The sequence below is a fragment of the Stenotrophomonas sp. 22692 genome, from assembly GCF_052045015.1.
Lineage (GTDB): Bacteria > Pseudomonadota > Gammaproteobacteria > Xanthomonadales > Xanthomonadaceae > Stenotrophomonas > Stenotrophomonas geniculata.
In genome coordinates, this window is the sequence record NZ_JBQEMR010000011.1 from 54,522 (window position 1) to 68,553 (window position 14,032).

The 14,032-nt window shown below is 67.9% G+C and carries 13 protein-coding genes; 4 read left to right on the plus strand and 9 right to left on the minus strand.

The window, feature by feature from the left end; genetic code table 11:
• Positions 1–140: 140 nt before the first annotated feature.
• On the plus strand, positions 141–2,936 hold the full coding sequence (glnE, locus tag ACTJJM_RS10925; RefSeq protein WP_440865468.1) for a bifunctional [glutamate--ammonia ligase]-adenylyl-L-tyrosine phosphorylase/[glutamate--ammonia-ligase] adenylyltransferase: 2,796 nt from the start codon (positions 141–143) through the stop codon (positions 2,934–2,936).
• A gap of 142 nt (positions 2,937–3,078) precedes the next feature.
• Here glnE and ACTJJM_RS10930 read toward each other — a convergent pair whose 3' ends face one another.
• The 6 genes from ACTJJM_RS10930 to ACTJJM_RS10955 form a co-directional block, all read right to left on the minus strand.
• Positions 3,079–3,639, minus strand: coding sequence for a queuosine precursor transporter (locus ACTJJM_RS10930; protein WP_010484198.1), 561 nt, complete (start codon positions 3,637–3,639; stop codon positions 3,079–3,081).
• A gap of 75 nt (positions 3,640–3,714) precedes the next feature.
• The gene (locus ACTJJM_RS10935) at positions 3,715–4,230 is read right to left on the minus strand and encodes a hypothetical protein (protein ID WP_049412249.1); all 516 of its coding nucleotides are present in this window, start codon (positions 4,228–4,230) and stop codon (positions 3,715–3,717) included.
• Between the two features lie 32 nt (positions 4,231–4,262).
• Positions 4,263–4,766, minus strand: coding sequence for a hypothetical protein (locus ACTJJM_RS10940; RefSeq protein ID WP_029379931.1), 504 nt, complete (start codon positions 4,764–4,766; stop codon positions 4,263–4,265).
• Between the two features lie 19 nt (positions 4,767–4,785).
• The gene (locus ACTJJM_RS10945) at positions 4,786–5,637 is read right to left on the minus strand and encodes a DUF2145 domain-containing protein (RefSeq protein ID WP_241874446.1); all 852 of its coding nucleotides are present in this window, start codon (positions 5,635–5,637) and stop codon (positions 4,786–4,788) included.
• Positions 5,638–5,685: 48 nt separating this feature from the next.
• Complete coding sequence (locus ACTJJM_RS10950) at positions 5,686–5,916, minus strand: hypothetical protein (RefSeq protein WP_010484194.1); 231 nt, start codon at positions 5,914–5,916, stop codon at positions 5,686–5,688.
• A 128-nt stretch (positions 5,917–6,044) separates the two neighbouring features.
• Positions 6,045–7,004, minus strand: coding sequence for a mitochondrial fission ELM1 family protein (locus ACTJJM_RS10955; RefSeq protein WP_440865470.1), 960 nt, complete (start codon positions 7,002–7,004; stop codon positions 6,045–6,047).
• Positions 7,005–7,130: 126 nt separating this feature from the next.
• On the opposite strand from ACTJJM_RS10955, the gene ACTJJM_RS10960 reads away from it, so the two are divergent.
• Both ACTJJM_RS10960 and ACTJJM_RS10965 read left to right on the plus strand, forming a co-directional pair.
• Positions 7,131–7,721: a malonic semialdehyde reductase gene (locus ACTJJM_RS10960; RefSeq protein WP_010484192.1), complete on the plus strand. Its 591-nt coding sequence runs from the start codon at positions 7,131–7,133 to the stop codon at positions 7,719–7,721.
• Positions 7,722–7,807: 86 nt separating this feature from the next.
• Positions 7,808–8,515 carry a YceI family protein gene (locus ACTJJM_RS10965; RefSeq protein ID WP_005407837.1) on the plus strand — a complete coding sequence of 236 codons (708 nt, stop codon included), beginning with the start codon at positions 7,808–7,810 and terminating at the stop codon, positions 8,513–8,515.
• A 156-nt stretch (positions 8,516–8,671) separates the two neighbouring features.
• On the opposite strand, the gene ACTJJM_RS10970 is transcribed toward ACTJJM_RS10965, so the two are convergent.
• The 3 genes from ACTJJM_RS10970 to ACTJJM_RS10980 all read right to left on the minus strand — a co-directional run bounded on the left by ACTJJM_RS10970 (position 8,672) and on the right by ACTJJM_RS10980 (position 10,769).
• Entirely contained in the window at positions 8,672–9,073 is a 402-nt protein-coding gene (locus ACTJJM_RS10970; RefSeq protein WP_010484191.1) for a hypothetical protein, read from the minus strand.
• A gap of 277 nt (positions 9,074–9,350) precedes the next feature.
• Positions 9,351–10,148 carry a siderophore-interacting protein gene (locus ACTJJM_RS10975; protein WP_010484190.1) on the minus strand — a complete coding sequence of 266 codons (798 nt, stop codon included), beginning with the start codon at positions 10,146–10,148 and terminating at the stop codon, positions 9,351–9,353.
• A gap of 60 nt (positions 10,149–10,208) precedes the next feature.
• On the minus strand, positions 10,209–10,769 hold the full coding sequence (locus ACTJJM_RS10980) for a PadR family transcriptional regulator (protein WP_029379930.1): 561 nt from the start codon (positions 10,767–10,769) through the stop codon (positions 10,209–10,211).
• A gap of 545 nt (positions 10,770–11,314) precedes the next feature.
• On the opposite strand from ACTJJM_RS10980, the gene aceE reads away from it, so the two are divergent.
• On the plus strand, positions 11,315–14,002 hold the full coding sequence (aceE, locus tag ACTJJM_RS10985; protein WP_049412224.1) for a pyruvate dehydrogenase (acetyl-transferring), homodimeric type: 2,688 nt from the start codon (positions 11,315–11,317) through the stop codon (positions 14,000–14,002).
• Positions 14,003–14,032 lie beyond the last annotated feature (30 nt).

Here is a 14,032-nt window from a genome sequence, read left to right on the forward strand (position 1 = left end):
ATACGCGGCACCCCTTCAGGGTCGGATCCTTTTGCCAACGGCAAAGGGCTCTGACCCCACCCGCGGCATCAAGCGGCGGCATCTCGGGGGCAGAGCCCTTTGCCGTTGGCAAAGGGATCCGACCCCGCGAGAATCAGGGCATGACCCTCGCCCCCGCCGAACTGTCCGCCGTCCTCCAGCCCGTTGTCGACCGCGCCCTGGCGCGCCTGGCCCAGGTCCTGCCCGAGCCCGTTCCTGCCGAGCTGCTGCCGCTGCTGACCCGGCTGGCGGTGACCAGTGACTTCGCGCTGGACACCCTCGTGCGGCAACCGGCGCTGCTGGCGCAGCTGGCCGCGCCCGGTTGCCCGCCGATCCCGGCGCCGGTGCTCGATCCGCTGCAGCCCAGCGACTGGCCGGCGCAGATACGGCGCTGGCGCACCGCCATGTCCACGCGGCTGATCTGGCGCGACCTGGCCGGCCTCGACGACGTGCCGCAGACCCTCGCCGGCGCCACCGCTTTGGCCGAAGACTGCCTGCGGCTGGCACTGGACGCCCTGCAGCAGGAATTCGCCCAACGCCACGGCGTGGTCCGCGATGGCGAAGGCACCCCACAGCAGCTGGTGGTGTTCGGCCTCGGCAAGCTCGGCGGTGGCGAGCTCAACTTCAGTTCCGATGTGGACCTGGTCTACGCCTACCCGCACGGCGGCGAATCCGACGGCGCGCGCGCGCTGGCCGCCGAAGAGTATTTCGCCCGGCTCGGCCAGCGCCTGGCCAAGCTGCTGGACGAAACCACGGTCGATGGCTTCAGCCACCGCGTCGACCTGCGCCTGCGCCCGTTCGGCAGCGCCGGCCGCGTCGCGCTGTCGTTCGCGGCGATGGACCAGTATTTCCAGCGCGAGGGCCGCGACTGGGAGCGCTATGCGTGGCTGAAGGCGCGCGCGGTGGCCGGCGACATCGCCGCCGGTGAAGCGTGGCTGCAGACCCTGCGCCCGTTCGTGTACCGCCGCTACCTGGATTTCACCGCACTGGACGGCCTGCGCGAGATGAAGGCGGCGATCACCGCCGAAGTCGCGCGCCGCGAGCTGCACGAGGACATCAAGCGTGGCGCCGGTGGCATCCGCGAAATCGAGTTCCTGTGCCAGGCGCTGCAGCTGATCCGCGGTGGTCGCGAACCGGCACTGCGCGAACGCCGCCTGCTGGTGGCGCTGGACGCGCTGGTCGCCGCCGGGCAGATCGCCCCCGAAGATGGCAGCGCGCTGCGCGAGGCCTACCTGTTCCTGCGCCGGCTGGAAAACCGCCTGCAGATGCTGCGCGATGCGCAGACCCACGTGCTGCCCAGCGATGCGCTGGACCGCGAGCGCATCGCCGTCGGACTCGGCTACCTGGACTGGGACGTGCTGCGCGCGGCGTTGGCCGAACAGCAGCAGCGGGTCAGTACTGAATTCGCCGCACTGCTGGCACCGCGCAAGGGCCAGGCCGCGCCCGATGCACTGGCCAACTATTGGCGCAGCCTGCCCGAAGGCGCCAATGCACCGCTGCTGGCCGAAGCCGGTTTCCTTGACGCCAACGGCGCCGACCAGTCGCTGCGTGATTTCGCCCAGGGCACCGGCGTGAAGTCGTTGTCCGACGCCGCGCGTGCGCGGCTGGATCGCGTGCTGCCGGCACTGCTGCATGCCGCCACGCGTTCGCCCCAGCCCGACGCCGCGCTCAAGCGCGTGCTTGGCCTGCTGCAGGCGGTGCTGCGCCGGACCAGCTATCTCGCGCTGCTGGACGAGCAGCCCAGCGCGTTGGCGCGGCTGGTCGATGTGCTGGCGCGCAGCGCACTGCTGGCCGAACGCCTGGCGGCGTATCCGCTGCTGTTGGACGAACTGCTGGACGTGCGCGTGTCCGGGCCGATGCCCGATGCCGCCGGCATGCTGGCCGAGTGCCAGCAGGTGCTGGCGGTGGAGGATCCCGAATCTGCGCTGCGCTGGCTCAACGAGACGCGGCTGGCGCTGAGCTTCCGCATGGCGATGGCCACGCTGGACGGGCGCCAGGGGGCGGTGGACAGCACCCGGCAACTGGCCGAGCTGGCGCAGGCGGTGGTGGTCACCGTGCTGGCAATGGCCGAGGCGGACATGCGCGCCGCACACGGCGAGATTCCCGGTGGCCGCTTCGCGATCATCGGCTACGGCAGCCTGGGTGGCCTGGAACTGGGCTTCGGCTCCGATCTGGACCTGGTGTTCCTGCACGACAATCCGGCCGGCGTGGACGCCAGCGACGGCGCGCGTCCGCTGGAGCCGGGGCGCTGGTATGCGCGCCTGGCGCAGAAGGTGATGGCGCTGCTCGGTGCGGTCACTGCTGCGGGCCGCCTGTACGACATCGACGTGCGCCTGCGCCCGGACGGTGGCAAGGGTTCGCTGGTGTCTTCGTTGGCCAGCTACACCGAATACCAGCGCGAACGCGCATGGACCTGGGAACACCAGGCCTTGGTGCGCGCACGCGGCGTGGCCGGTGATGCCAGTCTGCTGGCCGACTTCGAACAGGTGCGTGCGCAGACGCTGGGGCGTGAGCGCGATCCGGCCACGCTGTATGCCGATGTGCTGAAGATGCGTGGACGCATGCGCACCGAGCTGGACCGCAGCGATGCCGCGCGGCTGGACCTGAAGCAGGGTGCCGGTGGCGTAGTGGACCTGGAGTTCCTGCTGCAGACCGGCGTGCTGGCGCGCAGCGCGCAGCATGCGGCGCTGCTGCAACCACGCGATACGCCGTCGTTGATCGACGCGTTGGCGGTTGTCGGTTTCCTGCCGGAAGACACCGCAGAGGCGCTGCATGGCGCACATGCCACGTTGCTGGACGTAGGCCTGGCCTGCACGCTGGATCGACGTCCGCGACTGGCACCGACCACGCCCGCGATTGAAGAGGCGTGTGCCGCGATTACGGCAGCGTGCAGAGCCGCGGAGTTGCCGTTCGGGTGAGTGGGTGCACCCATTAGCGCAATTGCCCGGGGATGATCCGCTGTTGGTAGGTGCCGACCGTTGGTCGGCACAATCTGTCAGCGGTGATGAACTCTGATGGAGCGTGCCGACCAACGGTCGGTACCTACCAGAGCATGTGCGGTCAGCTGGTGGCGCGCAGCGGCGCCATCTTCCACAACAGCGCGCGGAACGGGGCCAGCAGGCAGACGCCGATGGCCAGCTTCACCGCCAGGTCGCCGGCGGCCCAGCTCACCCACGGCAGGGCGGAGCCGGCAAACGCGATCGACCAGAAAATGGTGGTATCCACCGTCGCACTGCAGGTGGTGGCCACCATCGGCGCGCGCCACCAGCTGCCACGGCGCAGGCGGTCGAACACGGTGATGTCCAGCAGCTGCGCCACGATGAACGCCGAGCACGAGGCAATGGCGATGCGCGGCGTGGCCACCCAGATCGACAGCAGTACCGCCACCGCGAAACCGATCCACGCCACGCGGCGCGCCGGGCCCGGGCCGAAGCGGCGGTTGATCAGGTTGCTGACCAGGAACGCCACCGGATAGCTGAAGGCACCCCAGGTCAGCCAATCGTTGATCGGGTACTGCACCAGTACGTTGGACAGCAGCACCACTGCGCCCATCGCCAGTACCGCCAGCACCAGGGCGCGCGGGGTCAGCGGGGCAAACACAGGGGCAGGACGCACGGACATGGCGAGCCAGGGGGACAAAGGGGATCGCCCATTATCCGCCCGGCCCGCGGCAAAGCCAAAACCGGTCGTTCAGCTTTACAGCACCTCGCTCATCACGTCGCCGGCGGCGTAGGCGGTCGGCACATAGGCCAGCGCCTGGCCCTGCGCGCTCTTCACGGTCCAGCCGGCACCGGCGTCGGTCGGGTCGAAGCGCACCTGCTGGCCAACGACGAAGCCGGCGACCGGGTCATCGCCTGCAGCCGCCGGCCATTGCAGCGTTGCGGTCTGGTCGGCCTTGCCAGGTACCTGCAGGTGCACCTGGCGATCACCGGCTGGCGTGGTGGCGACCTGCTTCACCTCCATCGGCGGCAGCGGAACCGCCGGTGTGCGTGCGGCGACCTTGCCGTTGCGCTCGCTGGCCTTGAACGGGGCCTTGGACAGTTCGGCCAATCCCATCGACGTGGCCAACGGAATCGACAGCACGATCAGCGACGTGACCAGCACGCTGGTCTGGCCGCTGTTCAACTGTGGCGCGGCGCCGGCATGGACGGTGGGCACCACCAGCGCCGAAAGCAGCAGGGCAGTGGCGGGAACGCGCAGGCAACGGAACATGGAGACCTCCTGGTCAGGGTGGGGACGGCGGCTCAGCGCCGGGTATCGAAGATGTCGCGCGGGCCGGTGGCCTCGGGCAGGTATTCCAGCGGGCGGCCCTGGTTGTCCTTCAGCTGCCAGCCCTGGTCGTTGCCAGTGGGCTCGAAGTTCACGGTCTGGCCCACGGTGAACTGCACGGCGGGATCGCCGATGCCGCGCGGGTACTGCATCGACGCGGTGTTCTGCGGGTCGTTGGCATCACGCAGCAGCACTTCGCGGCGGCCGTCGACGGTGGTGGCGATGGCGCTCACCTGCATCTGCGGCAGCTTGATCTGCTGCGGGCGCGCCAGCGGCTGGCCAGCATCGGCGGCATCCTGGGCTTCCTTCGCCGCCGCCGCACGGGCCGAGTTCACCATCTGCGAGGACATCTCCAGGCTTGGCCCCTGTGGGCCCGGATCGTGGATGATGACGATGCGGCGTTCTGCATGAGCGGCCGTGGACCAGGCCAGGCTCGCGACGATCAGCATCGGCATCAGGAAGGCAGGCAGGGTGCGCATGTCGTTCTCCTTGCTGGATTCAGGGCGTGGCGGCGGCAGCACCGGCCACCGGTACATGGGGGATCACCAGTTCCTGCTGCAGTTGGCTGCGCTGGTGCAGGAAGTCGAATACCGATTCCACCGTCACCACCGAATAGTTGCCGGAAATGCGTTCGCCGGCCGGATGGTCGGTGGTGGTGGCGTTGGCCACGAACAGGCGCGCACCCACGCGCTTGCCGAGGCCGATATGCAGCACGCTGGGCTGGTACTTCTGCTGGCGCAGCCACTGCTGGGCCTGTTCGCGCTTGACGATGGCCGGCGCGCCTTCGGCCTGCGCCATTGCCGCGGTCAGCACCTCCAGCACCCACTGGTTGGAGTTCTGGTAGTCGGTGGCGAACGGGTAGGCGACCACGTTGTACCTGGTCTCGTGCAGCGCCTTGGGCTGGATCGAGGGCGACACCAGCATCGCCTTCAACGCGGCACGCAGCGGCGCCGCCGGCACGCCGATGCGCAGGTCGGTATGGCCGCCGCTCTCGCCGACGAAGTTGCCCAGCCCTTCGTGGTACAGCTGCGAGCTGTCGGTCTTGCAGCGGTTGAGCAGGTGCATCGCGCGCCAGCGGCCATCGTCCTCGCGCAGCAGGAAGGCCAGGTGGCTGTGTCGCAGGCCGTAGCGGCTCAGATCCTGGCCACCGCGTGCGGCGACCACCACGTCCACATCGGGCAGCGCATCCAGGCGCTCGGCGGTGGTCCAGGCCACGTCCAGCATCGCCGCCTGCGAGGCGACGCTGGGGTAGCGTTCGCGGCACTCGGTGCTGTTGGCCCATGCCGGTGCGGTCGCCAGCAGGCTGGCGATCAGCAGGGCGGCGCGGGGCAGGCGGGAGAAACGATCCATGTCGATACCTTCAACGGCGGGCAGGCCCGCGCGCCGATCATACGCCGCTCAGCGCAGCGGGCGGTCCACGCCCTTGCGCTTGAGTTCCCTGTCGCAGGCATCGCTGATCGGCGCGATCGGCAGCGGCGGGCGCTCGCCAGTCTTCGGATCGCGCAAGGCCGGTTGTTCGCGATACGCGTCCAGCTGCTGCTGGCACTGGTAGGAAATCGGGTCCAGTTCGGTGGGCGCGGTGGAGCAGGCAGCGAGCAGGGTCAGGGGCAGCAGGAGCAGGGTGCGCATGAAGACGTTCAGCGTGATGGGGGAAGCTGGACTCTAACGGTGCGGGCGGATCGAAATGTTCAGAAATCGCTGCGCACCCGGCACCACCGTGATGCCGGGCGCCCAGGATTGCCGGCCAGCGGCCGGCACTACCCCAATGCCAGGCGCTGCTTCACTTCTGCCGCTACCCGAGCGGTCTCGCGCAGCGGCTCGATGCGGTCGTACTGCCAGTCCAGCCAGTGCGCCTGCATCCGCCCGCGCTCGCGCAGCTGCTGCTGGAAGCGCGCCAGCCGACCCTGCGCGGTATCGGCCAGCGCCACCATCACCGGCATGCGCGTGGCGCAGGCTTCAGACAGCAGGTTCACCGAATCGGGCGACACCACCACGCGGTTGGCCCAGCCGAGCAGGCCGCCATAGGGATTGGTGCCGTCGCCGCCGTCGCCCCAGATCACGTGCGGCAGGTCCGCGAAGGTCGCGCGCAGGATCTCGGCCAGTGCCGGCGGCGTGCGTCGCGACGTGGTGGCCAGCAGGCTGCCGCCCTCGCTGCGGATCTGCTCGGCCAGCGCCCGGAACACGCCCACCATCGCGGGCTCATCCCAGGGCGCCAGCGGTGTCGGCCCACCCACCAGCAGCGCGGTGCGCGGGCCCGGCAGGGTGCTGAAGCCGGCGAACGCGGCGCGGCCCCAGGCCAGCCAGTCATCGTCCACCGGGTTGAGGCTGCCGAGCAGGGTCAGCACGTTGCTGCCGCGCAGGGCGTCGTGTTCGGGCACCACCACCACATCCCAGTGGCGTGCGCCGATGCGCGGGTCGAGGATCTGCACCACCTGGCTGCCACGGGCACGCAGCACGCGCAGGGCACCGGCGGCCTGGCGGCCACAGCCGATCGCCAGCGCCGGGGCGTCCGCGGCCAGCGTCGCGAAGGCCTCGCCGTAGCCGTTCACATCACCGGGCAGGCGACGCGGCGACAGCCAGCGCCAGGGCGCGCGGGGCTGCAGGACCACCGGCCGATGGGTGCCCTGGCGCAGCGCCGAGGCCAGCGCAACCGCCTGGCGGACATTGCCTGCGCGGCCGTCAGTGACCGTCCAGGGCGCGCTCGATCGTTTCACCATTGGCATTAATTCGTTTCAGCCCTGCTGGGTGTTGCAACAGTCGCGACACTCTACACTGCGGCTCGTCGATTCGCCCCGCGCCGCCCGCGGGCACTGACTTCCTTTCGCCGCCCTGGAGATCCACCGATGTCCCACGCGCTCGACGCTGCTGCCCTCGATCAGCTGTTCCGTACTGCCCGTACCCAGAACGCCTTTCTCGACAAGCCGGTTCCTGAGAGCCTGTTGAAGGAACTGTACGACCTGGTGAAGTGGGGCCCGACCGCCGCCAACACCACGCCGGCCCGCTTCGTATTCGTCACCTCGAAGGAAGCCAAGGACAAGCTGGCCCCGGCCCTGTCCGAAGGCAACCTGGCCAAGACCATGGCCGCCCCGGTCACCGTCATCATCGGCTTCGACCTGGACTTCCACGAGAAGCTGCCGTACCTGTTCCCTCACACCGATGCCAAGGCCTGGTTCGACGGCCCGCAGGAAGGCCGCCACGAAGCCGCCATCCGCAACGGCAGCCTGCAGGGTGCCTACCTGATCCTGGCTGCGCGCGCGCTGGGCCTGGATGCCGGCCCGATGTCCGGCTTCGACCCGGCCAAGGTCGACGAAGCCTTCTTCGCCGGCACCTCCATCAAGTCGAATTTCCTGGTCAACCTGGGTTACGGTGACTCGGCGGGCCTGTTCCCGCGTCTGCCGCGCCTGTCGTTCGACGAAGCGGCGCGCATCGCGTAAGTCGTTGTATCGGTTTCGGGCCCGCCGTCCCGCGGCGGGCTCTTGCTGCACCGTGTACCCACCCTACGATCCGGAGAGTTCCTGAGATGAGCGCCACCCGTAAACTGCTGCTGCCGCTGGCCCTGACCCTGGCCATCGCCGCCTGCTCCAAGCCGGCCGACACCGCTGCCCCGGCTGCCGATGCCGCCGCCCCGGCCACCACCGAGCAGGCCGCCACCCCGGCTGCCGATGCCGCCGCCGCTGCGCCGGCCGCCGAAGCGATCAAGATCGCCTCGGGCACCTACAAGCTGGACCCGACCCACACCGACGTGCTGGCCCAGTGGAGCCACTTCGGCTTCTCCAATCCCAGCGCGCACTTCGGCAACGTTGAAGGCACCCTGGTGTACAACGCCGAAGACGTGACCAAGTCCACCGTGGAAGTGAAGCTGCCGCTGAGCGGCCTGAACAGCTTCACCGCCAAGTTCGACGAGCACCTGAAGAGCGCCGACTTCTTCGACGCTGCCAAGTTCGCCGATGCAACCTTCAAGAGCACCAAGGTGGAAGCCGCTGGCACCAACAAGCTGACCGTCACCGGTGACCTGACCATCAAGGGCATCACCAAGCCGGTCACCCTGGACGTCACCGTCAACGGCGGCGGCGAGCACCCGATGGCCAAGGTTCCGGCCGCCGGCTTCGATGCCACCACCACCCTGAAGCGCAGCGATTTCGGCGTCGGCGCCTATGCCCCGAACGTCAGTGATGAAGTGAAGATCCGCATCACCACCGAAGCCACCGGCGAAAAGCCGGCGGCTTGATGCCCCAACTCACTCGTCGTGAGAAGGCAGAAGGCCCGCTGAAAAGCGGGCCTTCTTTTTGGGTGTTGGGGAACACGCGTTGGTAGATGCCAACTTTGGTTGGCGCACGAGCACTCCGCAGGCCAACCAAGGTTGAGCACTACCGGGTATGCGCGCTCAGCGCAGCGCGCCCAACCATGCCACGCACGTTTCGCTCGGGCTCTGCTTGGCCTTCACCGTCATCCCGCTCACGCGCACGAAGGTCTGCGCTGCCTGCGCCACTACCTGGCGTGCGATCAACGCCGCCTGCTTGGTCGCGGCCTGCTGCTTGCGCAGCTGCACGATGTGCACCGACGGCCGGCCCACCGGTGCGTACTTCTGGTCGCGGCGCAGCACATCGGCCACCTGCGCCACTTCGAACTCGGCTTGCAGGTAGCGGTGCTGTGCTTCCACCAGTTCGCGCAGCGGCGTGCGCAGGGCAACGGTGTCGGCGAAGGCGGCCAGCGCCGCATCGCAGGCAGTGTCATCGGCGAAGCGGGTACGCAGCGCATCCACGCTGGCCAGGGTCAGTTTGGCCATGTGGGCCTCGTTGCTGCAGGAAAGGAGCGCGATTGTCGCATTGCTTGCCGGCTGATGCGTTGAACCGGGCGGCGGAATACCTGGAGAGCCGAGCCCACGCTCGGCTCATCGCGCGTAGCGCGAGGGTGAATCGAAAAGCAGCCGAGCGTGGGCTCGGCTCTACATGGTCAAGGGCGTGCGGACCAACGGTCCGCACCCACCCAGGAAGGTGCGTCAAAGGCGTGCGGACCAACGGTCCGCACCCACCAAGCAGGGTCCGCACCCACCGGCTGCCCGGTCAATCGCCGTCGGTTTCGTCCGGGTGGGCCTTCCAGTAGCCGGTCGAGCGGATCCAGTCGCGTGGCACGCCCAGGTGGCCTTCGATGAACTTGCGCATCATCCGCGCGCGACGCGATTCGGTGGCGATCCAGTAGAAGACATCACCTTCCGGCGCCTCGAAGTCGGTCAGCATGTCTTCCAGCAGGGTGCTGGTCGCCGCCGGGAAGCCGTTGCGCTCCAGCCAGTAGATGCGCACGTTCTCGTACTGCGGCAGGTCCTGGCGCTCGGCTTCATCGCTCACTTCGATGAAGGCCTGCACTTCGGCATCCTCCGGCAGCACGTCCAGCCAGCGGGCGATGGCCGGCAGCGCGGTTTCATCGCCGATCAGCACATAGGCGTCGTAGGTGTCGGCCACCACGAACGAACCGCGCGGGCCACCGATTACCAGCACGTCGCCCGGCTGCGCGCGCTCGGCCCACGGCCCGGCAATGCCCTGGTCGTGCAGCACGAAGTCGATGGCCAGCTCGCCGGTCTCGTGGTCCCACCAGCGCGGGGTGTAGTCGCGGGCGGGCGAGGGCTCCTTGCCGTCCGGGTAGCTGCGGCCTTCGGCGGTCAGCACCGGCAGCACCATCTCGCCCGCAGCGTTGGGGAAGAACAGCTTGATGTGGTCGTCGGCGCCGGGCGAATCGAAACCGGCCAGCGCGTCGCCGCCCAGCACGATGCGGCGCATGTGCGGGGTGACCTCTTCAGTGCGCAGCACGGTCAGTTCACGGAAGCGCACATCCAGGCGCAGGCGCGTGTTGTTGTGTTCGGTCATGGGGGTTACCTGTAAAGGTGTCGCGCGGGGGCGCGCGGCGTAGGGAAGACCTGGCTGGAGTCAGTCTGGCTGGGTCATTGAAATCGGTGGTTGCTCGTTACCGGCGGTACCGTTGAGCAGGGCAGACGCCCGCGTCAGCAGCGCCGCCACTTCGTCCGCCTCGCCCTCGGCCCAGCGGCCGTGGTGGTGCACCAGCGCCCGCTTGAACTCGCGCAGGGCGCAGGCCAGCGGCGGCGGCAGCGAGGCCTTGGTGATCTCGCGGGCACGGTCGAAGGCACGTCGCTGCGCCAGGCGCACCTGGGTGCGCTGCACCTTCAGCTCGAACTCGCCGGCGGCGGTGATGCGGAAGATCCGCTTGCCGTCCACTTCCTCGGCCTCGATCCAGCCGGCCTGCTCGAAGCTGGCCAGCAGCGGGTACATGGTGCCGGCGCTGGGCGTGTAGGCCTGCATGAACTGGTTGCTGATCAGCTGCATCAGCTCGTAGCCATGGCGCGGCTGCTCGCCGATCAGGGCCAGCACCAGCAGGCGCAGGTCGCCGCGGCTGAGCACGCGCGGCTGACCGTTGCGACGGGGTACCGCCGAATCGGTGGAACGGGCTCTGGGAGAGGGGCTTCGGCTCATTTCGATATATCGGTAAACGAGTGTGCAAACGATATATCGATATGTCGAAAGCGACAACACCCGATCCGGCCACAAGCAGGTGCAATTTGGGCCACGGCCAGCCCCACCCACAGCAAAAGGGGCGCCCCTTGCGAGGCGCCCCGGCGATGCTGTGGAAGGGAGCAGGGCCACCGGGCCCATCACTCACGGGCCACCTTGGGCCCACGGCCAGCGGCAATCCAGAGGCAGGTGCGACACGTTGTCGCCGGTTCAGTGGCGAAGCCCGGACGGCGCCCGCCGTGGCCCCGGCGCTGCCCTACAACCGTCATCGGCAGCGGTAACACTGCGTCCTGCACATGGGCGCAGCAGCCCGCAAGCGACAGCCCGCGCAGCCACCAAGGCCCGCCGCAGGGCCTTCAGCGGGCCCGGCAAGCCCCTTGCGGACACTGGCCAGTTGCATCCATACGCCTGCGTAGCCAAGTGACGAAAGCCCTTGGTGCGCTACACTTTGCGGTCTAGAAATCTATACAACAGTCGCGCGCGTGCGTGCGGTTATGGGAGCGCTAATGAACTGGTTGAACGAGGTGCTGAACAACGACCCGAATCCTGTGGAAACCCAGGAGTGGATCGAGTCGTTGAAGGCCGTTATTGATGTCGAGGGCTCCGAGCGCGCGCATCAGCTGCTGGAAGGCATGGTGGAACTGACCCGTCGTTCGGGCGCCTACCTGCCGTTCTCTCCCACCACCGAGTACGTCAACACCATCGAGCCGCAGCTCGAGGCCAAGAGCCCGGGCAATGCCGAGCTGGAATGGCGCATCCGTTCGATCATCCGCTGGAACGCGATGGCCACCGTGGTCCGCGCCAACCGCAAGCCGGGTGACCTGGGCGGCCACATCGCCTCGTTCGCCTCCGGCGCCACCCTGTACGACGTGGGCTTCAACCACTTCTGGCGCGCCCCGAGCGAGAACCACCCGGGCGACCTGCTGTTCATCCAGGGCCACAGCGCCCCGGGCATCTACGCGCGTTCCTTCCTGGAAGGCCGCATCAGCGAAGAGCAGCTGGACAAGTTCCGCATGGAAGTGGACGGCGGTGGCCTGTCCTCGTACCCGCACCCGTGGCTGATGCCGGAGTACTGGCAGACCCCGACCGTGTCGATGGGCCTGGGCCCGCTGGCCGCCATCTACCAGGCGCAGTTCATGCGCTACCTGGAAAACCGTGGCCTGATCGAGAAGTCCGACCGCAAGGTGTGGTGCTTCATCGGCGACGGCGAGAGCGACGAGCCGGAAACCCTGGGTGCCATCGCCCTGGCCGGCCGTGAAGGCCTGGACAACCTGATCTTCGTGGTGAACTGCAACCTGCAGCGCCTGGACGGTCCGGTGCGCGGCAACGGCAAGATCATCCAGGAACTGGAAGGCGTGTTCCGTGGCGGCGGCTGGAACGTGATCAAGCTGCTGTGGGGCGGTTACTGGGATGCCCTGCTGGCCAAGGACACCAACGGCGTTCTGAAGAAGCTGATGATGGAAACCGTCGACGGCGAATACCAGAACTGCAAGGCCTTCGGCGGCGCGTATACCCGCGAGCATTTCTTCGGCAAGTACCCGGAAACCGCCGCGATGGTCGCCGGCCTGAGCGACGACGACATCTGGCGCCTGAACCGTGGTGGCCACGACCCGCACAAGGTGTACGCCGCCTACCACCAGGCCGTGAACACCAAGGGCATGCCGACCGTAATCCTGGCCAAGACCGTGAAGGGTTACGGCATGGGCAGCGCCGGTGAGGCACTGAACCCGACCCACCAGACCAAGAAGCTGGACGACGAAGCGGTGCGCCACTTCCGCGACCGCTTCAACATTCCGGTGACCGACGCGCAGCTGGCCGATGGCCAGGTGCCGTTCTACCACCCGGGCCCGGATTCGCCGGAAGTGCAGTACCTGCAGGAACGCCGTGCCGCGCTGGGCGGTTACCTGCCGCAGCGCCGCCGCAAGGCCGACAAGACCTTCGTGGCGCCGAAGCTGGAAGCCTACGAGCGCCTGCTGAAGAGCAGCGGCGAGCGCAGCTACTCCACCACCATGGCGTTCGTGCAGAGCCTGAACATCACCCTGCGCGACAAGGAACTGGGCCCGCACATCGTGCCGATCGTGGCCGACGAAGCGCGTACCTTCGGCATGGAAGGCCTGTTCCGCCAGATCGGCATCTACGCGCCGTTCGGCCAGAAGTACAAGCCGGTCGACGCCGACCAGCTGATGTTCTACCGCGAAGATCAGAGCGGCCAGGTGCTGCAGCAGGGCATCAGCGAGCCGGGTGCGATCAGCTCGTGGATGGCCGCCGGTACCAGCTACTCGGTCAGCAACGTGCCGATGCTGCCGTTCTACATCTACTACTCGATGTTCGGCTTCCAGCGTGTGGGCGACATCGCCTGGCAGGCAGCGGACATGCGTACCCGCGGCTTCCTGCTGGGTGGCACCGCCGGCCGCACCACGCTGAACGGTGAAGGCCTGCAGCACGAAGATGGCTTCAGCCATCTGGTGGCCGGTGGCATTCCGAACGTGCGCAGCTACGACCCGACCTTCGGCTTCGAAGTGACGGTGATCCTGCAGCACGGCACCAAGCGCATGATGGAAGACCAGGTGGACGAGTATTACTACGTCACCCTGATGAACGAGAACTACACCCACCCGGAAATGCCGGAAGGCGCGGCCGAGGGCATCGTCAAGGGCATGTACCTGCTGACCGACGCCGGCAAGCCGAAGAAGGGCGAGCTGCGCGTGCAGCTGCTGGGCTCGGGCACCATCCTGCGCGAAGCCATTGCCGCCGCCGAACTGCTGGACAAGGACTTTGGCGTGACCGCCGATATCTGGAGCTGCCCGAGCTTCAACGAACTGCGTCGCGATGGTTTCGACGTGGAGCGTGCCAACCGCCTGCATCCGGAAGGTGAGCAGCGCAAGGCCTACGTGACCGAGCTGCTGGAAGGCCGCCAGGGCCCGGCGATTGCCGCCACCGACTACGTGCGTGCGTATGCGGACCAGATCCGCGCGTTCGTGCCGATGTCGTACACCGTGCTGGGTACCGATGGTTTCGGCCGTTCGGATACGCGTGCGAACCTGCGCCGGTTCTTCGAGGTTGACCGGTACTACATCGCCCATGCCGCGATTGCGGCGCTGGCGAAGGAAGGGAAGATGACCGCGAAGGATGTGGCCCGGGCGATCAAGCAGTACAAGATTGATCCGGAGAAGGCTAACCCTGTTGGGGTTTGAGGTCGTCAATTAATTGACGCGAAAAGGGCG

Bases quoted from the DNA above. Each gene is read 5' to 3' on its own strand.
- glnE (WP_440865468.1), top strand. From the start codon at position 141: ATGACCCTCGCCCCCGCCGAACTGTCCGCCGTCCTCCAGCCCGTTGTC.
- ACTJJM_RS10930 (WP_010484198.1), bottom strand. From the start codon at position 3,639: ATGTCCGTGCGTCCTGCCCCTGTGTTTGCCCCGCTGACCCCGCGCGCC.
- ACTJJM_RS10935 (WP_049412249.1), bottom strand. From the start codon at position 4,230: ATGTTCCGTTGCCTGCGCGTTCCCGCCACTGCCCTGCTGCTTTCGGCG.
- ACTJJM_RS10940 (WP_029379931.1), bottom strand. From the start codon at position 4,766: ATGCGCACCCTGCCTGCCTTCCTGATGCCGATGCTGATCGTCGCGAGC.
- ACTJJM_RS10945 (WP_241874446.1), bottom strand. From the start codon at position 5,637: ATGGATCGTTTCTCCCGCCTGCCCCGCGCCGCCCTGCTGATCGCCAGC.
- ACTJJM_RS10950 (WP_010484194.1), bottom strand. From the start codon at position 5,916: ATGCGCACCCTGCTCCTGCTGCCCCTGACCCTGCTCGCTGCCTGCTCC.
- ACTJJM_RS10955 (WP_440865470.1), bottom strand. From the start codon at position 7,004: ATGGTGAAACGATCGAGCGCGCCCTGGACGGTCACTGACGGCCGCGCA.
- ACTJJM_RS10960 (WP_010484192.1), top strand. From the start codon at position 7,131: ATGTCCCACGCGCTCGACGCTGCTGCCCTCGATCAGCTGTTCCGTACT.
- ACTJJM_RS10965 (WP_005407837.1), top strand. From the start codon at position 7,808: ATGAGCGCCACCCGTAAACTGCTGCTGCCGCTGGCCCTGACCCTGGCC.
- ACTJJM_RS10970 (WP_010484191.1), bottom strand. From the start codon at position 9,073: ATGGCCAAACTGACCCTGGCCAGCGTGGATGCGCTGCGTACCCGCTTC.
- ACTJJM_RS10975 (WP_010484190.1), bottom strand. From the start codon at position 10,148: ATGACCGAACACAACAACACGCGCCTGCGCCTGGATGTGCGCTTCCGT.
- ACTJJM_RS10980 (WP_029379930.1), bottom strand. From the start codon at position 10,769: ATGAGCCGAAGCCCCTCTCCCAGAGCCCGTTCCACCGATTCGGCGGTA.
- aceE (WP_049412224.1), top strand. From the start codon at position 11,315: ATGAACTGGTTGAACGAGGTGCTGAACAACGACCCGAATCCTGTGGAA.